Source organism: Bacillus sp. FSL W8-0116 (genome assembly GCF_038003825.1).
In the GTDB taxonomy this organism is placed as follows: domain Bacteria; phylum Bacillota; class Bacilli; order Bacillales; family DSM-4216; genus Bacillus_O; species Bacillus_O smithii.
This window is the reverse complement of the sequence record NZ_JBBOPY010000001.1, coordinates 2,961,028-2,982,957: the sequence shown is the minus strand read 5'-3', so window position 1 is coordinate 2,982,957 and position 21,930 is coordinate 2,961,028. Positions and strand designations below refer to the sequence as shown.

Below are 21,930 nucleotides of genomic sequence, written 5' to 3'. Positions count from 1 at the left end.
TATACCTGGCTTCATGGCTGGTAGCCATGCCCGCAGAGGCTCTTTGTCAAGTTGCTAAAAACCAACCCTTTGGGTTAGCTGGCTTAAGGTTAAGAAGCTAAGCCAGCTAACTCTATTTGGAAACACTCCTCAGGTGTACGATAATTGAGGATCTTCCTTGGAAGATGGTTACACCAATTTTCAACATAGGTAATGGTTTCGTCTGCCACAGAGGAAATGGGTCTCCCCTTTGGTATGAAGCGCCTAATAAGGCCATTATGACGCTCGTTGGTTCCTCGTTCACAGGATGTGTAAGGGTGTGTAAAATAAACCTCTGTTAGATCTTTTTCAACACTAAGGCCGAGGTCAGCAAATTCAGAACCGTTATCAGCCGTAATGGTTTTAAACACTTTAGAGAACCGATTACCATAAGACACTTTCAACTGAGATATGACTTCTGAAACGGATAGACTATCCTTGGCTGTCACTCTCAAAATTATTTCTTTACGGGTTTTGCGCTCAGTAAGAGTCAATAAGGCCTGATCTTTAGTCTTCTTGCCTATAACCGTATCAATTTCCCAGTGACCAAACTCTTGGCGTTCATTGACTTCAATTGGTCGCTCATCGATACTGCGTCCTAAGATCTTCTTATTCTTCCGGTTACGTTTTTTCTTGGTGTTCAGGGTAATTTTCATAGGTAGGTCAATGTTTTTAACGCCTATAAGTCCTAGATCAATATAGTTATAAAGGGTCTTGGTGCAAACCATTTTGTCTTTGAATTTCCCATCACGTTTGGCTCTCCCACATACCGCATCAGGAGACCATTTCTTATCAAGGATCTGAGTTTCGGCATACTTAATAAACTCGATGGCATCGTCTAGTTTTAGCTTGCGGCCACAGGCTTTCCTGTTTCTCTCATAGAGAAGTTGACCTGTGTCTGGAAAATAGACATGAACAATTTTCCCGTTGCTTTTTCTTTGTGGCACTGTACCTCTTCTTAACTCACGGGAGATGGTGCTTTTGTGACAACCAACATAATCTGCAATCTCCTGTTGAGTCTTACCAGCAGCGTGTAAGGCCGCAATTTTCCCACGGTCATAAGCCGTTAAGTGTTTGAAATGCCGAGCTCCTATGGTAGAATTAGTAATTGCCATAGATAAATCCTCCGTATCGATATTGTTTTAGTCGACTTAATCATACGTGGTTTATCTATGGTTTTTCATTTTTTATGCTTGTTGCATTTGATTATACAACTAGCCGATATAATTTTTAAAAACTCTTTTTTCAAAAAATCTTACCCATCCCTCTATAGGATCATGTTGATGACAACTGGAAAAATCGATAATATAAAGACAGCGGAATTGAAGGAGAGGAGATCATGAGAAATAAGAAATTCCAAAAAGTCGTTGTCTATATCATGTTATTGGCAATGATTGCCACAACGGTCCTCGCCGGGCTTACAATGTTTTTGTAAAAACGAAAAAAAGCAATCAGCTGGAAAGCCGATTGCTTTTCATTTTGGTTATTTTCCTAATGAATGGCACCGTACTGCCTGGCTATCTGGTCTAACGATTGTGTGGATGTGACCACCTTGATTTTCGTTCCAATGGGAACATTTTCATACAATCTTTCAATCGCCTGATTGTTCATACGAATGCAGCCGTTGGAAATATAGTGCCCGATGGAAGATGGATTATTAGTTCCGTGGACACCATAGATCCGGCCGCCGGTATTTTTGGCATTAAATCCGATCCACCTCGTTCCAAGCGGGTTATTTGGATGCCCGCCGGGAATATTTTTCTTCCGATAGAAAGGATTTTTCGCTTTGACCGTTACAGTGAACAGCCCTTCCGGTGTCAGTTCATTCGTTTTTCCAGTGGCCACTTTTTCCCTCATTTGCAGCTTGCCATGGTTATAAAATGCTAATTCATTTGTTTTTTTATTGATGACAATAAGAGGAGAGCCTTGTGCAAAGGTCGAATTCGGAAACAAAAAAGCGAATATGAATAGAATTAACCAAAGTTTTTTCAACTTGATCACCACTTTTCTTTCCCGCTTCACCGACCGTTAGATGCTTGAATGGAAAAACAGTCGGAAAACGGAAAATCAAATGTTGTTAAAACACCCCAGCGCAATCTTTGCTTGCCGGGATGGGTTTATTTAAGAGTATGTTGCGGATTTTTGGCTGTTTTTATTCGCCTTTCGTTTTAAACCCTTAAACGAACTTTTGATGATCAAGTATTGTTCCATTTCTCGGACAAATTGAAAAAGAGCCGCTCTTGTTTCAAATTCCTCCCTTGTTTTAGGCAACTCCATTCTTTCAAATTCCACCTTCAAATCGTATAGTTTTTTCAAATAAAAATGAGCTGTATTTCCAGGATGAATATTGTCTTTTAACTCTTCCAAAAAATCGGCAACCATGTGGGATTGTTTTGTTTGGTAGGAGACAAACGTTAAAATCGGCAACAATCGTTCGAGTATTTCAAATTGTTTTTCACGAATGACAAAATAGTGATAAAATAAGTTTTCTTCTCTTGTTGGATGATTTTCTGCATCTTTTAAAGCGAGTGATTTTGCTTCTTTCAACAGACGCGCCGTTTCCGTTATTTCTTTTCCATCCCAATCATTTTTATGACTGCGTAAATACGAAATCACTTCCTCAAAAATCCTCCGGAAGTTCTTTTCAATTTCTTCCTGGTAGCGATACAACGTTTCATCTGCACTGGGCATATAAAGGTTCATCAATAAAGCAATGCCGATGCCGACAACAATGAGGCACAGCTCATTCAACAACAAAGAAAGGGTGACATGACCGGCTGAATAAATGTGAAGAATAATGACACTGCTTGTAACAATGCCTTCTGTTACTTTTAACTTTACGGTTGTTGGAATAAAAAACAATAGCATGAGACCAATCACAACTGGATGAAAAGCAATTCCTTCAAAGAAACAAGCAGAAAAAATCATCGCCAGCACACAAGCGAAAAAACGCGTCCATGCTGCCTCAAATGATTTCACTTTCGTATTTTTGATACATAATATTGTAATGATCCCGGCAGAGACAAAATTATGCAAGTGAAGCCATTGCGAAATCATGATCGCCAATGTTGTACCTACCGCTGTTTTGATCGTTCGATAACCGATTCGAAACATATCCATAACCTCAAATCCATTATTTTCTCCTCTAGTATGCTCAACCCTTTCTTTGTTTTCAAGCAAGATCACACTTTGGACCGGATAATCAATAAAAAAGCTGGATCACAAGGAGCCTCAAAAGCCTTTTCAAATGCAGAATAAAAAAATCTCCCATTTGAAAGGGCTGACCTTGTTGAGCCAGCATGAAAGTGGATCTATCGGACATGGATTTTTCTGTTCCATCCTTGGCACGTTTTTCGTTTAAACGTTGTGATCGCAGAACGAAATCGCTGCCATCTTACAGTTCTTACACTTCGTCGCAATATTGATCAAAAGCCGCTTGCAATTTTTGAACAACTTCCAAAGGCTCATGTCCTTCAATCTCATGTCGTTCAATCATGGCAACCAGTTTCCCATCTTTTAAAAGTGCAAAAGATGGAGAAGAAGGTGGATAGCCGGTAAAATAACTGCGAGCTTTCGCTGTTGCTTCTTTATCCTGTCCGGCAAAAACTGTAACAAGCTGATCCGGACGTTTATCGTAGTGGATCGCATAAGCGGCAGCAGGACGTGCAATTCCCCCGGCACAGCCGCAAACCGAATTCACCATCACAAGAGTCGTGCCTTTTTTCTGCAACGCTTCATCCACTTCTTCCGGAGTTCTAAGTTCTCTATAACCAGCGTCGACAATTTCTTTACGAGACTGATTCACGACATCATTCATAAAAATGTTAAAATTCATGCTCATGGAACGTTCCTCCTTTCCGTATCATGTACCTATCATAAAGGAATTTACCTTTATTTTCAAATTTTTTATGGTATGATAAAAGGTTTATCCATCAAAAATTAGGGTAAAATCATGGTACAACGAGATCCATACCCTAAACTCCCTATCATCAGGGCGTCGATCTACGGCGCTCCTTTTTTAGCCGGCAAAGTTTTTTCTGATCTTCATTGGGCCAATGTGTAAGTCTTTGGCATCTTCTTTTCGAAAAAAGACGATCGTTTTTCCATTCATGAATATACGCATACAAATACCTGCTTATTTCATTATAGAAATCATTTCCTGCAAAGGACGAAAGTAACAACTTGAAATACGGATCACAGAAAAAGTTGTAGAACCATTTGTATTTCGATTAAAATAAAGAATTAGAAAAGTCCTTTTCCCTCGCTGATCCGATTAAAAGCGAAAGGTGAGAGAAAGGACGATGCCGGCGGAATGCGGGTTGATCAAATCTGTCAAAATCAACCTTCCGCCATGAACATTCAGCGACTGCTTTAGCGTAGCTGAAGTCTCATTGTATTCCAAAACGAAAGGTAAATTGTACAGGAGAGGATTTTATGAAAAAATTATTTTTGTTGCTTGCCATCTTTACATTGGGTTTCACCATGTCTGTGCAGGCTGACAGCATTACGGGCGAAACAACCGTTACTCTCGGAGCGGATTTAACCCCTCAGCAAAAAGAACAAGTTTTAAATGAAATGGGCGTTTCCGGTGATGTCAATACGATCACGGTTACGAACGCCGAAGAACATAAATATTTGGGAAACTATATTCCCAATTCGCAAATTGGTACGAAAGCCATTTCTTCCAGCAAAATTACCACTAAAGAAAGTGGATATGGCCTGAAAGTGCAAACCAATCATATCACGTGGGTATCGAAAGAAATGTACATGAACGCGTTGACAACGGCCGGTGTAAAAGATGCCGATATTTATATCACGGCACCTTTTGACGTATCCGGAACGGCTGCGCTTACCGGAATCATTAAAGCTTATGAATCCACAACGGGCAAACAAATTCCGGAAGCACAAAAGCAAGTGGCCAACCAAGAAATGGTGACAACCGCCAAACTGGCCGATGATATCGGGAAAAACGATGCCACACAATTAATCGAAAAAATCAAAGAAGAAATCGCTAAACAACATCCTCAAACAAAAGAAGATATTCAAGTGATCGTCAATAACGTTGCCAATGAATTAAATATTTCCTTGACACCGGATCAAAAGGATCAGCTTGTCTCTTTGTTTGACAAAATGAAAAACTTAAACATCAACTGGAATGCAGTCAATTCTCAAATTGAAAAAGCAAAAGAGAAATGGAATGAATTTAAAAATTCGGACGAAGGAAAAAACTTCCTCCAATCGATCATCGACTTTTTGCAATCGATCGTTAACTCCATTACAAGCCTTTTTAAATAATCTCTAAAAAGGCCGACCCATTATGAAAGGGCTGATTCCTCCTTATCGTGGATAGGAGGAACCAGCCCTGTTTTTTGAGTCTGGCCTTTTACTTGATAGAAATCATTTTTTGATTAAAATCTTGAAAGATAAAGGTATTTGATTCGAGATAATGATCAATGAATCTGTGTATTCTCTTTCGAAATATTTTCGAGAATTTGTTTCACCCTTTGCAAAAAACGCCCGGCAATAAGCCCATCCAGTATTCGATGATCGATAGAGAGGCAAAGATTGACCATATCGCGAACCGCAATCATTCCGTTATCCATTACCATGAGTCTCTTGACGATCGATTCCACCTGCAAAATGGCGGCTTGCGGATAATTGATAATTCCCATGGATTGCACAGAACCAAAGGAACCTGTGTTATTAACGGTAAACGTGCCCCCTTCCACATCTTCTTGCTTTAAGCTGCCGTTACGGGCCTTCACGGCCAATTCATGAATCTCCCTTGCGATGCCCTTGATCGTTTTTTCATCTGCATGCTTTATGACAGGTACATACAGCGCATCATCCGTCGCTACAGCGATCGAAATGTTAATATCTTTTTTCTGAATGATTTTATCCCCTGCCCATATCGAATTCATTTGCGGATATTCTTTCAAGGCTTGAGCTGTTGCTTTTACAAAAAAGGCAAAATACGTTAAATTAAAACCTTCCCTCTCTTTAAATTCTTCTTTAATGGAATCGCGGTACTGAACAAGATTGGTAACGTCGACTTCCATCATGGTCCAAGCATGAGGGATTTCTTGTTTGCTTCGAACCATATGTTGGGCAATGGCTTTGCGCACTCCTGTCACCGCTATTTCCAAATCACCGTGAGCACCGGACAAATGCAAGTGCTTTTTCATGTCGTTCTTTTCAGGATCATTCAATGGTCGTTCTTCCACAGCATCCGAATGAACAGTTGCAGGTAGTTCCCCAGAAGTTTTCGAATGATGATGCGATTCAATCCATTTCCATACATCTTTTCTGGTAATACGCCCCCCTTTTCCGGTGCCTTGAACTTTTGACAAATCAATCCCATACTCTTGTGAAAGCTTTAATACAGCCGGAGAGAAACGGGTCTTTGCCTCCGAAACCACCGCCTTTTGTTTCATTGTCATTCCGGCTGCCGGCACTTCTTGCTCTGTTGTTTCTTTCTGTGTCGAACCTTCTTCTCCTGTCTCAATGACACAGATCACTTTCCCCACTTCGAGCGTTTCACCTTCATCGGCAGCAAGTTCAACGACTGTGCCGGTAAAAGAAGAAGGGACTTCAGCGTTTACTTTATCGGTTAAAACTTCCGCAATCGGATCGTATTTTTTGACATGATCACCCGGTTTTACTAGCCACCGGCTAATGGTTCCTTCCGTCACACTTTCGCCTAGCTTCGGCATCGTCATTTTTTCCCGTGCCATCGTAACCACTCCTTGTATCTTCATTGCTCCTTAAACCATGCGACTCACTCAAAATAGACGTGTAATAGACTCCAAAAAGAGAAGATTTGCATTATGTCGGCACTTCCGAAAAAGGGTTCTAAAGAAAGTGCGGTTAAAACTCAGCTAAATCTCTTATGGCGTTTTCCACTTTTTCAGGAGTTACCATAAAGAATTTTTCCATGGTAGGGGCATAAGGCATTGCCGGAATATCAGGTCCTGCGAGCCGCTTAATAGGAGCGTCAAGATCAAATAAACAATGCTCTGCAATGATGGCCGATACTTCACTCATGATGCTTCCTTCTTTCGTATCTTCTGTAACAAGCAGCACTTTTCCTGTTTTTTTGGCTGCTTCTATAATCGCTTCTTTATCAAGAGGATAAACAGTTCGTAAATCCAATATATACGTTTCGATTCCATCCTTCGCGAGTCTTTCTGCGGCCTGAAGAGCGAAATGAACACATAAACCGTACGTTATAACGGTCACATCATCTCCTTCTCGTTTTACATCCGCTTTTCCGATTGGAAGCACATAATCCTCTTCAGGCACTTCTCCTTTGATCAGCCGATAGGCCCGCTTATGTTCAAAAAATAAAACGGGATCATCGTCGCGAACAGCCGCTTTCAACAGACCTTTCACATCATAAGGAGTGGAAGGCATCACAATTTTTAAACCCGGCTGGTTGGCAAAAACGGCTTCCATCGATTGAGAATGGTAAAGAGCGCCATGAACTCCTCCACCGTATGGAGCTCTTATCACAAGCGGACAATTCCAATCATTGTTCGAGCGATAGCGAATCTTAGCCGCTTCCGAAATAATTTGGTTGACAGCGGGCAAAATAAAATCAGCAAATTGCATTTCGGCAATGGGCCGCATCCCATAAAGGGCCGCTCCAATTCCTACACCGGCTATCGCCGATTCAGCCAACGGGGTATCGATTACTCGTTCTCCCCCAAATTGTTCAAATAATCCTTGGGTCGCTTTGAATACTCCGCCCTTTTTGCCGACATCTTCTCCAAGCACGAATACACGAGGATCTCGTTCCATCTCCTCGCGTATCGCCATGGTCACAGCCTCAATATAGGAAATGACAGGCATGTTGAATCCCCCTTACAATGATTCCTTATAGACATATTTCAGTGCGTCTTCCGGCAAAGCATATGGTGCTTGCTCCGCATACTCCGTTGCTTCATTCACGATCTCCATTACTTCGTTATGGATTTCCTTTTCAAGCTGGTCATCCATGACACCTGCTTCTTTTAAATAAGCGCCAAAAACGATAATCGGATCTTTTGTTTTCGCTTCCGCCACCTCATCCGGAGAACGATAGCTGCGGTCATCGTCATCTGAAGAATGCGGCGTCAACCGATAGGTCAATGCTTCAATTAAGGTCGGACCTTCTCCTTTGCGGGCACGGTCCGCAGCTTCTTTTACCACCTTGTAAACTTCGAGCGGATCCATGCCGTTCACCGTATAGCCCGGCATTCCATAACCAACGGCTCGATCGGACACTCTTTCGCAGGCAAGCTGTTTTTCTAGCGGAACAGAAATCGCATATTGATTATTTTCGCACATAAAAATAACAGGAAGCTTATGAACGCCCGCAAAATTAGCCGCTTCATGAAAGTCGCCTTGATTGGATGAACCTTCGCCGAACGTTGCTAACGCCACTAAATCTTTTTTCTCCATTTTTCCCGCCAGTGCAATGCCCACTGCATGAGGCACTTGCGTGGTGACCGGAGAGGATCCGGTGACAATGTGCAGCTTCTTTTGGCTGAAATGCCCCGGCATTTGTCGGCCCCCTGAATTTGGATCTTCCGCTTTCGCAAAACCCGAAAGCATTAAATCTTTCGCCGTCATTCCAAAGGACAGTACAATCCCTACACCTCTGTAATAAGGGAGTACATAATCTTTTTTTGCATCAAGCGCAAAGGCTGCTCCCACTTGGGCTGCTTCATGTCCTTGGCAAGAAACGACAAACGGAATCTTTCCTGAACGATTCAGAAGCCACATACGTTCATCTATCTTACGAGCCATAAGCATCGTTTTATACATCTCTAAAACTCTATCGTCGCTGAGGCCCAATTCCTTATGTCGGTTTTGAACCATTTGAAACCCTCCATTCCTTCTCTTCATCACAGATGTATCGCCTTTCCATCAACGGAAAAGGCCGCCTCTCCCAACGCTTCACTCAAAGTCGGATGTGGATGAATGGCATGAGCCACTTCCCAAGAAGCAGCATCTAAAAAGCGCGCCAATCCGGCTTCGGATATCATATCGGTCACATGCGGTCCAATCATATGAACTCCTAATACGTCATCCGTGTCCCGATCGACAATCAACTTGACAAATCCATCGGACTGTCCGTAAACAAGCGCTTTTCCAACAGCTCGGAACGGAAATTTTCCAATTTTCAAATTCAGTCCTTTTTCCTTTGCTTCTTGTTCCGTCCAGCCAACACTGGCGATTTCAGGGGATGAATAAATGCATTTCGGAACAAGCGAATAGTCAAGCGGTTCAGGATTCAAGCCTGCAATATGCTCGACTGCAATCATTCCTTCACGGGAAGCCACGTGAGCCAATTGCAATCCTCCAATGACGTCCCCAATCGCATAAATATGGCGTTCTTTTGTTTGAAAATAATCGTTGACTTGAATGACTCCCTGATTCACTTGAATATCGGTGTTTTCCAAACCGATATCTTCAATGTTCGCTTGACGACCAACGCAAACCAGAATTTTTTCAGCTGAATACGCCAGTCGTTCCCCGTTTACTTCTACTTGGACCGTAGCCGTTGTCTTTTCTTTTTGAACCGTATCCGTGAGAATTTTGGCATTTGTTACAATTCGGATTCCTTTTTTCTTCAGCCTTATTTCCAATTCTCTTGAAATATCGTGATCTTCAGATGGAAGAAGACGGTTGGCATATTCGATGATCGTGACATCCGATCCAAAGTCCTTTAGCATCGAGGCCCATTCTATCCCGATCGCCCCTCCACCAACAATCAAAACGGAGGACGGAACATTGGATAACTCCAATGCTTCGTTGGAAGACAAAATAAAGTCCCCATCGATTTCCAAACCATTCAACGTCTTTGGCCGTGAACCAGTAGCGATGATGACATGTTTAGGAATCAAAATCTCGTTTTCATTCCCATCGTTCATTTCAACGGAAATCGTCCCGGCAACCGGAGCAAAAATGGAAGGGCCTAAAATCCGTCCGACCCCATGATACAGATCAATTTTTCCTTTTTTCATTAACTGTTGAACACCACGATGCAGCTGATCCACAATCCGTTGCTTTCGTATTTGTACTTTTTGAAAATCGAGTTTAATTTCTTTGGCAATTATGCCATATTCTTCACCGTTTTTTGTTTGCGCAAAAACTTCCGCGCTTCTCAAAAGGGATTTGCTTGGAATACATCCTTTGTGAAGGCAAGTGCCTCCAAGTTTTTCTTTTTCGACAACCGCGGTCTTCAATCCAAGTTGGGAAGCCCGTATGGCTGCTACGTATCCACCCGTCCCTCCTCCTAAAATCACGATGTCATATTCTTTTGCCATCAGGAAATCCTCCTTATCAAAACCAAATTGGCCGCTGATTCACGTTTTATCGAAAGGATCGATTTTTTCCGCTATGGAATATGGTTGTTAAAAATTCTGCCCATATGGCTGCCTTTTTAAATCTCTTAGCGACGGCGATTGAGTATATGTTTGCTGTTGGTTAAAAATTGGCTCCGAGAATGGCGGATTTTTTCAATTCTTTCTTCTGCCATACGGTCGGCCGCTATATAAGTCGGAATCCCGTCTCTTTTAGAAATTTCGAATACCTTTTCTATGTTTTGATAAATTTGTTCTACTTTTTTTAATGCGCGTTCGCGGTTGTAGCCGTAAAGTTCATCGGCAACATTGATTACTCCACCGGCATTAATCACATAATCCGGAGCATAAACAATGCCCATTTCATATAACATATCCCCGTGTTTCGCCTCTTTTAGTTGATTATTGGCAGAACCAGCGATGACTTTCGCTTTCAATTGCGGAATGGTTTCATCGTTCAGAATGGCACCAAGGGCGCAAGGCGAAAAGATGTCCGCTTCTACAGAATAGATGTCATTCGGATCAACCGCTTCCGCCCCAAACTCTTGAACAATGCGTTGAACCGGTTCTTTATGAATATCCGTTACAATCAAACGCGCCCGTTCTTCATGGAGATATTTGCATAAATGATAAGCAACATTTCCTGCCCCTTGCACCGCTATGGTTAATCCCTCTAATGAGTCTGATCCAAATGCTTCTTTTGCCGCTGCCTTCATTCCGACATAACAGCCGTACGCTGTAACGGGAGAGGGGTTTCCTGAAGACCCGAAAGCAGGTGAAATGCCGGTGACAAAATCGGTCTCTTCGTAAATGATATCCATATCCGCTACCGTTGTGCCGACATCTTCCGCGGTAATGTAACGCCCGTTTAAACCTTGAATAAATCGTCCGAGCGCTCGAAACATTTCTTCATTTTTATCTTTATGAGGATCGCCAATAATGACGGTTTTTCCTCCGCCCAAATTCAATCCTGCTGCCGCATTTTTATACGTCATGCCTCTCGCCAATCGAAGGGCGTCTTCGATTGCCGCTTCTTCCGATTCATAAGTCCACATTCTCGTTCCGCCGAGGGCAGGTCCCAACGTCGTGTCATGTATGGCAATAATAGCTTTTAGACCTGAATTTTGATCTTGGCAAAACAATAGCTGCTCGTAATCGTATTTTTCCATATAGCGAAATATTTCCATTCTCTATTCCTCCCTCATGATGCTGAATCCATTATAAGCTAAAGGACAAAAACATACTACTTGTCGTCTTTGTCGTCCCTACATGGGAATGCAGGATTTCCTGACTATCATTCCATTGCTCGTATGCGCATAAACAATAGTGATCGAGAATAAGATCCGACAAAGGATATCGTACGAATCACCGAAATCGTAGCATCGCTCATGGTTAATTCCATTTTTTACTGTCTGAATGAGCGCAAAAAAGAAAGACGATTCCTGCTCTATTTTCTAACTTTCTTCATTCATTGTCATGCAAAATGGATGCCAATAAGAAAAAATCGTTTTTCCAGTCGTCCTTTCCCCTTGATTTTGCCGTTTCTTGCAAAAGTGTCATCATTTGCATGCAAATTATTGCAGTTTGTACTTTGCCATTTTGTAATATAAATTACGAATGGAAATTCCTAACCTTTTCGCAGCTTCGGTTTTGTTTCCTCCCGTCTGAATAAGCGTTTCTTGAATAATGTTTTTTTGTGTGAGTAAAATGTTTGTGGGAGAAATTCTTAGAATTCCCCGATAAGGGGTTGGGAACGTATGTTCTCAACCCCCTCATCGGGGCCACCAAGCAAAGCGCGGTAGGATCCCAAGCAGGAAACATGAAAAAAGGACTCTCTCCCTGGTAAGATGATCATTGTTCACACTATCAAACAGGAGGAGAGAGTCCCATGAATATTCAACAACATCTTACCACAAATTCGTTGACATGGAAAGAGATCGAACTTGATTTGTTTCGAGCCTTGCAAAACGCCTTCGCCGAGCTGTTTACGGCTCTGTTGGAGGACATCGACCGACAATTGGCGGAAACCCGGGACAAGCGCCGGTACCACTTGAAAGACAAACGACGCACCACGATTCAAACCTTGTTTGGCGAAGTTACCTTTGAGCGAAACTACTATTTAGACCGAGAACAAAACCGTTACACGTTTTTGCTTGATTCCTTTTTAGCGTTTGATGGATCGCAGTCAATCAGCCCTTGTCTAGAAGAAACGGCGATGGGATTGGCTGTGGAGTGCTCTTCCTATCGCAAAGCGGCTCGTACGCTTGCCCAGATGGTCGGGTATCCGGTGATGAGCCATGAGGCGATCCGCCAGTTGGTGCTCGAAGCTGAAGCTCCGCTGCACTGCCCGGTCAACCAGCGATATGGACGGGTGCTGTTTGTGGAGGCCGATGGACTGTTTGTTTCTCGCCAAGGGAAGGGAAAACGGGCCAAGGAAGACAAGATCCTAACCGTTCACGAAGGGTGGAAGCGCAACGGCTCACGGATCGAATTTGTCAATCAGCGCCATTACGTCCATGAGGGCAAGGGGGAGGTGTGGGAAGGCTTCGAGGAATTTTTGATAAATGAATATGCCTATGATCCGTGTCGGGATCTTCTTGTCATCAACGGGGACGGCGCTCCATGGATTACCGCGTGCCGGGAGTATTTCAAAGGACGGGTCTGCTTCCAATTGGATCGATTCCACGTGGCGCGTGAGTTGCGCCAATGCCTCTCGGGCCATCCACGGTGGCAGGCGATTCGGCAAAAGCTGGCGAAGCAGGATGAAGAGAAGCTGCTTGTGGAACTGAACAGCGCCCTCGGCACGCTGGGGGACGAAGCGAAAGAACAACAGCTGGCTGCCTTGATCCACCGGATCGAATCGATGCCGGGATGCATCCGTGATTACCGGGAATGGCTGAAGGAGCAAGGAGTGGACACAACGGGCATGTATCCGATGGGGAGGGCTGAAAGCGTGATGAGCCAGCTGGCGTATCGGGTGAAATACCGCCGCAGTTGGACAGACAAGGGACTCAGGGCGTTTTTCAAGGCAATGATTGCCCGGATGGATGGGATTCGTCTTTTCGGACATCGTTTAGGAGAAGAATCGTCGCATCCGGCGGAGGAAACGGCATCTACCAAACAGACGATCGTGAACAAGGCGAAACAACGCATCCGCCGTCTTCTTCCAGAGGTAACGCGGAATAACGTGCCATATTTACAGCAATCGTCCGGGACTCCGATCTATCATGCCCTGTCTGAATTCAAGGGATGGTAAAAAAAGGTATACATATTCGTCTGTCATGGCAAGGGATGAGAGTCCGAAAGCGCTTACGGATGAAATTCAAAAAAATGGTTCGCTAACCTATGACTTACATCTATTTTCAGCGAACCAAAAAAATTCCCACAAAGTCTTGACTGACTCTGTTTTTTTCATATTCATCCATCAAAGAAGATAGTGTTGTCCCTTCTTTTAAGCCATGAATCGGGGATTCAAGAGGATATTCTTTTGGCTGGGATTGCAAAAAGAATAAATGATCGACATCCATCATCGTCTCATGATAATTCATAAAAATCACAGCTCTTCCCAATACGTTTTCTAGTTCTCTTACATTCCCTGGCCAGTCATAATCCATTAACTTTTTCATTGCTTCCGAGGAAATTCTTTCCACATTTCGTCCGTAATCTTGGTTGATTTTTGCCAGCAAGTATCGGCAAAGCAATGGAATATCCGTCTTCCTTCGGCGCAAAGGAGGGATTTGAATGGGCATTCGATTTAAACGATAATATAAATCTTCCCTGAATGTTCCTTCCGCAATGCCTTTTTCTAAAGAAACGTTTGTCGCGGCAATCACCCGAACATTAATATGAATAGGTTTTGTGCCGCCTACACGAACAATTTCTTGTTCTTGAAGAACTCTCAATAATTTGGCTTGTGTATTCGGGCTTAATTCTCCAACTTCATCCAGAAAAATGCTGCCGTTATTTGCTTCTTCAAACAGTCCAATCTTGCCCCCTCTTTTCGCACCGGAAAAAGCCCCTTCTTCGTAGCCAAATAATTCACTTTCCAACAACGTATCCGATATCGCAGCGCAATTCACGCGGACAAATTTATTGTAGCGGCGATCACTGGCATTATGTATGGCGTGGGCAAACAATTCCTTTCCTGTGCCCGACTCCCCTCTTAATAGTACGGTAGCAGGGGTATTCGCACCTAGCTTGGCTTGTTCAATCGCGTATTTGATTTCTTCTGATTCACCCACTATGTCTTCAAACGTATATTTCGCTTCCAACGTACGAATAATTTGTCTAGCCCGATTCAATTCTTGAGTCAACGCCTGTATTTCTGAAACATCATGGATCACACCGACGCTTCCTTTCAGGGTGCCATTGACAATAATAGGCGCTACATTCACCACCACTTCTTTCCGTTTCGGACCAACCTTCATTTTCACTCCTCGAACCGGTTTTCGTTTCTCCAATACCTCCATATGGACGCTTTCCCCTTCGGATATGTCCGCATTGGCTGGTTTTCCGATCACCTGTTCTTCCGTTAAACCCGTGATTCTTGTATAGGCAGGATTGATTAAAATGCCTCTTCCTTTTTCATCCACTACGGAAATGGCATCGTCGCTTGAATGGATAATCGCTTCGAGCATGGTTTGAACTTCTTTTAAATTGGTGATCTCTTCGGCGAGGTTCAGTACTTCCGTAATATCCCGAAAGACGGCAAACGCTCCCATGATATTTTGATTTTCGTCCATCATCGGTATTCGCGTCGTAATAATTTTCAAGCCGTTCGCCAATACTTGTTCTTGATTGACTTCCGCTTTTTTTGTCCTTAATATACGAGGAAGCCGGCTTGTGGGGATGATTTGCCGTACGGGAGTGCCTATCGCTTGTTCTTTTTTGATTCCGATGATTCGTTCCGCGCTTTTGTTATAGAGAATAATTTTTTCGCGAAGATCAATTCCGACCATTCCTTCATCTGTGGAATCAAAAATGACATTATGCTTATTTTGTTCATTTTTCAGCTGGAGAATGAGCGATTCTTTTTCTTGCAACAGACGAGCCATCATATGGGCGATATTGCCGGGAATCAAGACCGTTTGCTTTCCGCACACTTCTTTCATCTCTTGAAATACCTTTTCATCCCCTGTCACTTCGACAGTCATTCCGATTTCATCTGTTAAAAGCGGCTTCCAATCGGATTCTGTCCGTATCCCCATCTTTCTGGCCAATTTCATACCCGGAGCATTCTCATGGATATCGACAATGGCCGCTATTTGAAACAGCGCTGTTTCCTGAAGAAATTTTAAGATCGTCATTCCGCCTCTTCCTGCACCGACAATTAACACCTTTTGCAATGTTGCTTCACCACGCTTTGAGAGGTTTTTTCATCTTTTACATTTTAATGGAAAATATCCGCTTGACAATTTCGAAAAGTTGGATACTATTTGGTCATACGGACAAAAAGGGGAGAAAGTCATGGCTCGTATTTTTGCGCTATTAATATTGGTCATTCCCGCGCTTCTTGCGGGTCTGGGAATAAAGTGGATGAGAGATACGGTATTCGGTATTCTACACCCGCCCTTTCTTTCTTTATGGCTGCAATTTCTTATCGGCTTTTTACTGTTTGGAGCCGGGCTTTCGTTTGTAGGGGGTTTTGTTTTTTACCGCGACCGTAAAAGAAACAAAGTACAAAAACGATTCCAAAAAAGATAAAAAGAATGGATTCATGAATGACCATCATACTCTTCGTGTTCGCAAAATGGATTTTGCTTGAAAAGATTGTCCACAAACAAGATTATCGGCTTCAAGGGAATGTTTCCCTCGAAGCCGTTTCATTTAACTGATCTAATCCATTTCCATTGAGTAAAACAAAATATCCACATTGTCGTTCCTTTTTTATGATGAAAACGATTGGCCATCACTTTGCCGCAGCCGGAGTGCTTTCTTCGGTTCGTCCGTGATAATGGCGTCACACCCCATCGCAAAAAGGCGTTTCATGTCTTTCTCACGGTTAACGGTATAAGGACGTACTTTAATTCCATTTTGACGGGACATTTGAACGATTTCTTCCGTTAATGTCTGATAATGGGGATGAATGGCTCTTGCATGTAATCCTTTCGCATAGACCCACGGTAAATATATCCCGTAGGAATACAAAAGGGCCGTTTCCACATCGGGCGCCAGCCGATAACAATGAACGATCGAGTAATGATTAAAAGAAGAAAGAATCACTCGTTTTTCAAATCCATAGCGGCGAATGAATGCAATGACTTTTTCCTCTAAATGGAATTGCTGAAATTCGTGGCTTTTTATTTCTACATTGCAAATCAAATGATTTCCGGCCAACCAGTCAAACACTTCTTTTAACGTTGGAATTCGCACTTTTTCATTCTGTTTTTTAAAAATATAGTGTGCGTTCAATTGCTGCAGTTCGCTCAACGTGTAATCTTTTACATACCCTTTTCCATTGGTGGTACGATCCACCTTTTCATCATGAATAACCACTACTTCGCCGTCTTTTGTCAATTGCACATCTAATTCGATTCCATCAGCACCGCATTTTTCGGCTTCTTGAAAAGCCGACATTGTATTTTCCGGCTCAATGCTGGAAAACCCTCTATGGGCAAATATGAGAGTCACGAACCACTCATCCCCTTTATCCATTTTTCCTTTGAAACAAAAAAGAACATTCTTTCAGAGGCTTACCATTTGACCAAAAAAGAATGTTCATACATAAAAATGAAAGAAGTCTTTAACCGCCGCGTAAAAATGGATCAGACGTTGCCACGATCGTTAAAATGATCGTCCAAACGATATTTAAGAAGCTTTATGCTCAAGTCTCAGCTTATCAGCTACCATCGCGATAAACTCACTGTTCGTAGGTTTTGCTTTCGACATGCTCACCGTATAACCAAATAAAGAAGAAATGGATTCAATATTTCCGCGGCTCCAAGCAACTTCGATGGCATGACGGATCGCCCGCTCCACTCGGCTTGCGGTCGTATTGTATTTCTTAGCGATATCCGGATACAGGATTTTGGTAATGGATCCCAGCAGTTCAATGTCGTTGTACACCATTGCGATAGCTTCGCGCAAATATAAATAGCCTTTAATATGAGCCGGCACACCAATTTCATGAATAATGCTCGTAATGCTTGCATCTAAATTTTTCGGCTTTTGCTCGGAGGCCATTCGGGAAAAATGAGTGGATTTTTTTAGAATCGATGGTGCTGATCCGCTTACTTGACGAATATGGCTGATCAAATTTTCCATATCAAAAGGCTTTAAAATAAAATAAGAAGCTCCTAATTCAACAGCTTTTTTCGTCACATCTTCTTGTCCAAAAGCTGTTAGCATAATGACATTCGGCGTTTTCTCCAAAGGATTCTCTCTGATACTTTCCAGTACAGCCAATCCATCAAAATGAGGCATGATAATATCCAATATTAACACATCGGGAGCCGTTCTTGGGAGCATTTCCAAGCAATCATGTCCATTGTAAGCAACCCCCGCTACTTCCATATCTTCTTGAGAAGAAATAGCGTCTACCAACAAATTCACCAATTCGCGATTATCGTCAACAACAGCCACTTTTATTTTTTTCACTACAGGTTTCCTCCTCAATCCTGATTTCTCTCTTTTATATTTCTCATTATATTCATTCTCTGAATTATTTTTTCGACAAATCCAAAAAAAATCCTTTAAGTTTTCAAATTTTTAATGAAGATTTTAGCAGTTTTCGTTTTCGGAAAGAAAAAACCAGGTGGATTGCTCCATCTGGTTTTTAACTTGCTGCTTTTTTATTTTTATTTCCGTAAATATCGATCCCCGCTTCATGCAACATCCATTCAATGTGAACGCCATAGCCGGAAGTTGGATCGTTGACAAAAACATGGGTTACGGCACCCACGATTTTTCCATCTTGTATAATGGGGCTCCCGCTCATCCCTTGAACAATTCCACCTGTTTTATCGAGTAGTCTCGGGTCGGTTATTTTGATCACCATTCCTTTGGTAGCGGGATATTTTTGCGGAATCGTGCTGACAATTTCAATATCGTAAGATTCGACTTTTTCACCATTTAAAACCGTCAATATTTTAGCCGGTCCTTCTTTTACTTGATAAGATAAAGCCACTGGCATCGGCTTGTTTAATACTCCATTCGAGATATTTTGATTTAATTTGCCGAAAATGCCAAACGAGCTGTTTTTGCGAATATCACCGATCGTTTGGCGATCTTCTGAAAACTGGGCTAACTTTTCTCCAGGATCGCCATGACGTCCTTTTTCAATAGAAGTCACGGTCGATCGTACAATATTGCCATCATGAACAAGGATCGGTTTTTTTGTATCCATATCGGAAATGACATGACCCAAAGCGCCATATTTTTTTGTTTTTGGATCATAAAAGGTCATCGTACCGATTCCTGCTGCTGAATCTCGGATATAAAGCCCCAGTTTGTAGGTATTTTCGTTTTTGTCTTTTAGTGGAAGAAGTTTTGTTTTGATTTTTTGGTTATCTCTTATCACTATGACTTCCAGCGGCTTTTTTTCAATGCCGGCATGCTTTATTAATCGAGAAATATCGCTTAATTTTTCTACGGGGTGACCATTGATTTCCGTTATAATGTCACCGACTCGAATGCCGGCTTCCTCACCAGGTGATTTTTTCCCAGATGCAGAATCTACCAAGTGATGACCTACGACGAGGACGCCTAGCGAATTTAATTTTACCCCTATCGATTGGCCGCCGGGTATGATTTTAATGTTTTTGACTACTCGTATATCCACTTTTTTCATTGGAAATCCTGCATATTCCAGCAATACTTCTTCTTTTCCTATATCCTTTCCTTTTATAGAAAACGCACTTTTTCGATTATGAACATCAACATGGTCCTTTGAAGAAGCAAATGCACTCACTGCTTGAGATTTGCCGAAAGAAATTTGTTCTCCTTCTGGCAAAGATATCGATTTTGGTATGGACATGTATTTTTCAACAGGCTGACACACCAAAGCCATGATCAAAGAAACAAGGAGAATTCCACCAATTATTTTCCTTAGACGATCCAAACTCATCTTTTCACTCTCCTCGCTTCTTATTAGGCTACACTTTTAATTTGACCTTTCCGGAATGGATTTATAACTGTGTAAACAGCAAAAAGCTATCCAATTTAGGATAGCTTTTCAAACTTGTTTAATGGATTTGGCCAAGTCAAGCAGTTCCTTTGCATGCTGCTTCGTCAAAGTGGTCATTTCTACTCCCGAAATCATCCGGCCGATCTCTTTTACTTTTTCTTCATATTCCAACGGTTTGACAGACGTTCTAGTCCGTCCTTCGTCGGTCTCTTTGGAAATATATAAATGAGTGTCCGCCATGGCCGCGACCTGCGGCAGATGAGAAATGCACAGAACTTGGGATTGAACAGATACTTGATAAATTTTTTCGCCAATCGCCTGTGCGACGCGGCCGCTAACCCCTGTATCCACTTCATCAAATATGATGGAAGTAACCCCTTGGTGGCTGGAGAAAATCGTTTTCAACGCCAGCATAATCCGCGACAATTCTCCTCCAGAAGCCACTTTTGCTAAAGGTTTCAAGGGTTCGCCCGGATTGGTAGAAATATAAAATTCCACTTGATCGATCCCGTCTTTATGGAATGTGTCTTCTTCCACAGGTAGGAATCGAATTTCAAATACAGTCTTGTCCATATAAAGCTGTTTTAATTCGTGGTGAATCGCTTCAGTCAGTGTTTCTGCCCATTTTTTGCGCAAATTGCTCAAATTTTTCGCTTCCAATAACAGATCTTGTTTGATGGACGCTAATTTTTTTTCCAAATCCTCGAGCCTGGTTTCTTTATGGGTTAAAGTTTCGATCTCTTCTTCTATTTTGGCCCCGTACTCCAAAATCTCTTCAATGCTTTGTCCGTATTTTCTTTTCAGAAGATTGATTTCATTCAATCGGGCTTCAATTTCATTTAATCTGTTAGGATCAAATTCGATCGTATCCATTTCTCCGCTGATTTGCCTTGCAGCGTCTTCCAGCATATAATAAGCATTTGACACATTTTTATAAACGGGTTCGTATTCACTATCCAGTTCAGCAGCTGTCTCTAAATAGCTCATGACAAGGCTGACCCAATCGAGTCCTTTTCCTTCCCCTTGCAGGCCATCGTAGCTTGTCGTAATGGCTTCATATAACTTTTCATAATTGGAAAGTTTTCGTTTTTCATTCAGCAGCTTTTCATCTTCATTCAGCTGCAAGTCAGCGCTTTGAATTTCATTCAGTTGGAATTGAATGAGATCGAGTCGATGAGCCATCTCTTGTTCATTCTCGCTTAATTGGCTAATTCTTTGTTTCGTTTTTACGTATTGCTCATACAGCTCTTGATAGCTCATCTTGGCTTTCTCCAATTCTTTGCCTGCAAATTCGTCCAGCAATTGCAAATGGAGAGCGGGATTTAACAGTTCTTGATGCTCATGCTGACCATGAATATCGACGAGGGAGGCGCCAATCTCCCTCAAAATGGATATCGTGACCAGCTTCCCATTAATTCGGCAGACACTTTTTCCAGAAGTCGAAATCTCACGGCGAAGGACAATCATTCCATCTTCAATGTCGATTCCCAATTCCTCTGCTTTTTGATAACAAGGATGATTGGGATTATCCAGCAAAAACAACCCTTCAATTTCTGCCTTTTTTTCTCCGTGCCGGACAAATTCAGCAGAACCTCTTCCGCCTATCAACAGCGAGATGGCATCAATAATAATCGATTTACCGGCCCCGGTTTCACCGGTTAAAACCGTCAATCCTTTATCGAGGGAGAGGGAAAGTTCATCGATAATGGCAAAATTGTGGATGGATAGTTCTTGCAGCAATTACATCCCTCCAAACCTGTTATTACAACATTTCCAGAAATCGTTTTTTCAACAACTCTGTATGTTCCGGTTCTCTGCAAATAATTAAGCAAGTGTCGTCGCCGCAGATGGTTCCCATAATTTCTTCCCAATCTAAATTATCAAGCAGAGCTCCTACAGCATGAGCATTGCCGGGGAGCGTTTTCAACACCACAAAATGCCCTGCGGAATCAATGCTGACAAAAGCGTCAAGCAAAGCTCTTTTCAATTTTTGCAACGGATTAAAACGCTGATCAGCCGGAAGACTGTATTTGTATCTGCCATCCGGCAATGGCACTTTGACAAGGTGCAATTCTTTTATATCTCTGGAAACAGTCGCCTGTGTAACATTAAATCCTGCTTTTCGCAAATATTCAACAAGCTCGTCTTGAGTCTCAATATCATGATGTGCAATAAATTCGCGAATTTTAATATGGCGTTGTCCTTTATTCATGTATAACACCCCATAAACTTTGTATAAACATGCTTGTTTATACATTTATCATATATTAAATAAACGAGGAAGTATAGTCATAGTTCTTCGCCCGGGCATCCGGATCTGCCGCGTTCTTTTCTAAAGGCCGATGCCGAGAATCTGTATTGTAGTATCTCCTATTGTGTAAAACAAATATGCGAAAACAAAAAGAAAAACGGCCTACCATTAAAGAGCCGCCATTACAC

At 42.3% G+C, this 21,930-nt stretch carries 19 protein-coding genes and 1 pseudogene; 4 read left to right on the top strand and 16 right to left on the bottom strand.

Annotated features, from left to right (window positions below):
* Positions 1–89 precede the first annotated feature (89 nt).
* Positions 90–1,133: an IS30 family transposase gene (locus N1I86_RS14205; RefSeq protein WP_048622401.1), complete on the bottom strand. Its 1,044-nt coding sequence runs from the start codon at positions 1,131–1,133 to the stop codon at positions 90–92.
* 224 nt (positions 1,134–1,357) lie between these two features.
* Between N1I86_RS14205 and prli42 the strand changes: the two genes are divergently transcribed.
* Positions 1,358–1,453 (top strand): stressosome-associated protein Prli42, encoded by a 96-nt coding sequence (prli42, locus tag N1I86_RS14200; RefSeq protein ID WP_003355267.1) that lies wholly within the window; start codon positions 1,358–1,360, stop codon positions 1,451–1,453.
* Positions 1,454–1,509: 56 nt separating this feature from the next.
* On the opposite strand, the gene N1I86_RS14195 is transcribed toward prli42, so the two are convergent.
* From N1I86_RS14195 to N1I86_RS14185, 3 genes are all read right to left on the bottom strand, one after another.
* Positions 1,510–2,010 carry a L,D-transpeptidase gene (locus N1I86_RS14195; protein ID WP_371836614.1) on the bottom strand — a complete coding sequence of 167 codons (501 nt, stop codon included), beginning with the start codon at positions 2,008–2,010 and terminating at the stop codon, positions 1,510–1,512.
* Positions 2,011–2,139: 129 nt separating this feature from the next.
* The gene (locus N1I86_RS14190; protein WP_341097371.1) at positions 2,140–3,132 is read right to left on the bottom strand and encodes an aromatic acid exporter family protein; all 993 of its coding nucleotides are present in this window, start codon (positions 3,130–3,132) and stop codon (positions 2,140–2,142) included.
* A gap of 289 nt (positions 3,133–3,421) precedes the next feature.
* Positions 3,422–3,859 (bottom strand): BrxA/BrxB family bacilliredoxin, encoded by a 438-nt coding sequence (locus N1I86_RS14185; protein WP_341096836.1) that lies wholly within the window; start codon positions 3,857–3,859, stop codon positions 3,422–3,424.
* A 593-nt stretch (positions 3,860–4,452) separates the two neighbouring features.
* Between N1I86_RS14185 and N1I86_RS14180 the strand changes: the two genes are divergently transcribed.
* The gene (locus N1I86_RS14180) at positions 4,453–5,313 is read left to right on the top strand and encodes a DUF1002 domain-containing protein (RefSeq protein WP_341096834.1); all 861 of its coding nucleotides are present in this window, start codon (positions 4,453–4,455) and stop codon (positions 5,311–5,313) included.
* Positions 5,314–5,468: 155 nt separating this feature from the next.
* On the opposite strand, the gene N1I86_RS14175 is transcribed toward N1I86_RS14180, so the two are convergent.
* The 6 genes and pseudogenes from N1I86_RS14175 to N1I86_RS14150 all read right to left on the bottom strand — a co-directional run.
* Positions 5,469–6,752, bottom strand: a complete 1,284-nt coding sequence (locus tag N1I86_RS14175) for a dihydrolipoamide acetyltransferase family protein (protein WP_003355272.1) — start codon at positions 6,750–6,752, stop codon at positions 5,469–5,471.
* 133 nt (positions 6,753–6,885) lie between these two features.
* Positions 6,886–7,869 (bottom strand): alpha-ketoacid dehydrogenase subunit beta, encoded by a 984-nt coding sequence (locus N1I86_RS14170; RefSeq protein ID WP_003355273.1) that lies wholly within the window; start codon positions 7,867–7,869, stop codon positions 6,886–6,888.
* Positions 7,870–7,881: 12 nt separating this feature from the next.
* Positions 7,882–8,880 carry a thiamine pyrophosphate-dependent dehydrogenase E1 component subunit alpha gene (locus tag N1I86_RS14165; protein WP_003355275.1) on the bottom strand — a complete coding sequence of 333 codons (999 nt, stop codon included), beginning with the start codon at positions 8,878–8,880 and terminating at the stop codon, positions 7,882–7,884.
* A 26-nt stretch (positions 8,881–8,906) separates the two neighbouring features.
* Complete coding sequence (gene lpdA, locus N1I86_RS14160; RefSeq protein WP_003355277.1) at positions 8,907–10,331, bottom strand: dihydrolipoyl dehydrogenase; 1,425 nt, start codon at positions 10,329–10,331, stop codon at positions 8,907–8,909.
* 125 nt (positions 10,332–10,456) lie between these two features.
* The gene (bcd, locus tag N1I86_RS14155; protein ID WP_341096831.1) at positions 10,457–11,554 is read right to left on the bottom strand and encodes a branched-chain amino acid dehydrogenase; all 1,098 of its coding nucleotides are present in this window, start codon (positions 11,552–11,554) and stop codon (positions 10,457–10,459) included.
* Between the two features lie 387 nt (positions 11,555–11,941).
* Positions 11,942–12,064 (bottom strand): annotated as a pseudogene (locus tag N1I86_RS14150) (helix-turn-helix domain-containing protein); the annotation flags it as partial.
* Positions 12,065–12,255: 191 nt separating this feature from the next.
* Here N1I86_RS14150 and N1I86_RS14145 point away from each other — a divergent pair.
* The gene (locus N1I86_RS14145) at positions 12,256–13,623 is read left to right on the top strand and encodes an ISLre2 family transposase (protein ID WP_341096828.1); all 1,368 of its coding nucleotides are present in this window, start codon (positions 12,256–12,258) and stop codon (positions 13,621–13,623) included.
* Between the two features lie 106 nt (positions 13,624–13,729).
* Here the strand turns inward: N1I86_RS14145 and N1I86_RS14140 are convergent, their stop codons facing one another.
* Positions 13,730–15,673, bottom strand: a complete 1,944-nt coding sequence (locus N1I86_RS14140) for a sigma 54-interacting transcriptional regulator (RefSeq protein WP_445662282.1) — start codon at positions 15,671–15,673, stop codon at positions 13,730–13,732.
* Positions 15,674–15,833: 160 nt separating this feature from the next.
* On the opposite strand from N1I86_RS14140, the gene N1I86_RS14135 reads away from it, so the two are divergent.
* A complete protein-coding gene (locus N1I86_RS14135; protein ID WP_003355280.1) occupies positions 15,834–16,070 on the top strand; it encodes a DUF2627 domain-containing protein in 237 nt (78 codons plus the stop codon).
* Between the two features lie 183 nt (positions 16,071–16,253).
* On the opposite strand, the gene N1I86_RS14130 is transcribed toward N1I86_RS14135, so the two are convergent.
* The 5 genes from N1I86_RS14130 to ahrC form a co-directional block, all read right to left on the bottom strand.
* Entirely contained in the window at positions 16,254–16,997 is a 744-nt protein-coding gene (locus N1I86_RS14130) for a glycerophosphodiester phosphodiesterase (protein WP_003355281.1), read from the bottom strand.
* Between the two features lie 177 nt (positions 16,998–17,174).
* Positions 17,175–17,963 (bottom strand): sporulation transcription factor Spo0A, encoded by a 789-nt coding sequence (spo0A, locus tag N1I86_RS14125; protein WP_003355282.1) that lies wholly within the window; start codon positions 17,961–17,963, stop codon positions 17,175–17,177.
* Between the two features lie 178 nt (positions 17,964–18,141).
* A complete protein-coding gene (gene spoIVB, locus N1I86_RS14120; protein WP_341096823.1) occupies positions 18,142–19,431 on the bottom strand; it encodes a SpoIVB peptidase in 1,290 nt (429 codons plus the stop codon).
* Positions 19,432–19,539: 108 nt separating this feature from the next.
* Entirely contained in the window at positions 19,540–21,231 is a 1,692-nt protein-coding gene (gene recN / locus N1I86_RS14115) for a DNA repair protein RecN (protein ID WP_341096821.1), read from the bottom strand.
* 22 nt (positions 21,232–21,253) lie between these two features.
* On the bottom strand, positions 21,254–21,703 hold the full coding sequence (ahrC, locus tag N1I86_RS14110; protein WP_341096820.1) for a transcriptional regulator AhrC/ArgR: 450 nt from the start codon (positions 21,701–21,703) through the stop codon (positions 21,254–21,256).
* Between the last annotated feature and the right edge of the window lie 227 nt (positions 21,704–21,930).

Coding starts and splice junctions, on each gene's coding strand:
- N1I86_RS14205 (WP_048622401.1), bottom strand. CDS start 1,133: ATGGCAATTACTAATTCTACCATAGGAGCTCGGCATTTCAAACACTTA.
- prli42 (WP_003355267.1), top strand. CDS start 1,358: ATGAGAAATAAGAAATTCCAAAAAGTCGTTGTCTATATCATGTTATTG.
- N1I86_RS14190 (WP_341097371.1), bottom strand. CDS start 3,132: ATGTTTCGAATCGGTTATCGAACGATCAAAACAGCGGTAGGTACAACA.
- N1I86_RS14185 (WP_341096836.1), bottom strand. CDS start 3,859: ATGAGCATGAATTTTAACATTTTTATGAATGATGTCGTGAATCAGTCT.
- N1I86_RS14180 (WP_341096834.1), top strand. CDS start 4,453: ATGAAAAAATTATTTTTGTTGCTTGCCATCTTTACATTGGGTTTCACC.
- N1I86_RS14175 (WP_003355272.1), bottom strand. CDS start 6,752: ATGGCACGGGAAAAAATGACGATGCCGAAGCTAGGCGAAAGTGTGACG.
- N1I86_RS14170 (WP_003355273.1), bottom strand. CDS start 7,869: ATGCCTGTCATTTCCTATATTGAGGCTGTGACCATGGCGATACGCGAG.
- N1I86_RS14165 (WP_003355275.1), bottom strand. CDS start 8,880: ATGGTTCAAAACCGACATAAGGAATTGGGCCTCAGCGACGATAGAGTT.
- lpdA (WP_003355277.1), bottom strand. CDS start 10,331: ATGGCAAAAGAATATGACATCGTGATTTTAGGAGGAGGGACGGGTGGA.
- bcd (WP_341096831.1), bottom strand. CDS start 11,554: ATGGAAATATTTCGCTATATGGAAAAATACGATTACGAGCAGCTATTG.
- N1I86_RS14145 (WP_341096828.1), top strand. CDS start 12,256: ATGAATATTCAACAACATCTTACCACAAATTCGTTGACATGGAAAGAG.
- N1I86_RS14140 (WP_445662282.1), bottom strand. CDS start 15,673: ATGACGATCTTAAAATTTCTTCAGGAAACAGCGCTGTTTCAAATAGCG.
- N1I86_RS14135 (WP_003355280.1), top strand. CDS start 15,834: ATGGCTCGTATTTTTGCGCTATTAATATTGGTCATTCCCGCGCTTCTT.
- spoIVB (WP_341096823.1), bottom strand. CDS start 19,431: ATGAGTTTGGATCGTCTAAGGAAAATAATTGGTGGAATTCTCCTTGTT.
- ahrC (WP_341096820.1), bottom strand. CDS start 21,703: ATGAATAAAGGACAACGCCATATTAAAATTCGCGAATTTATTGCACAT.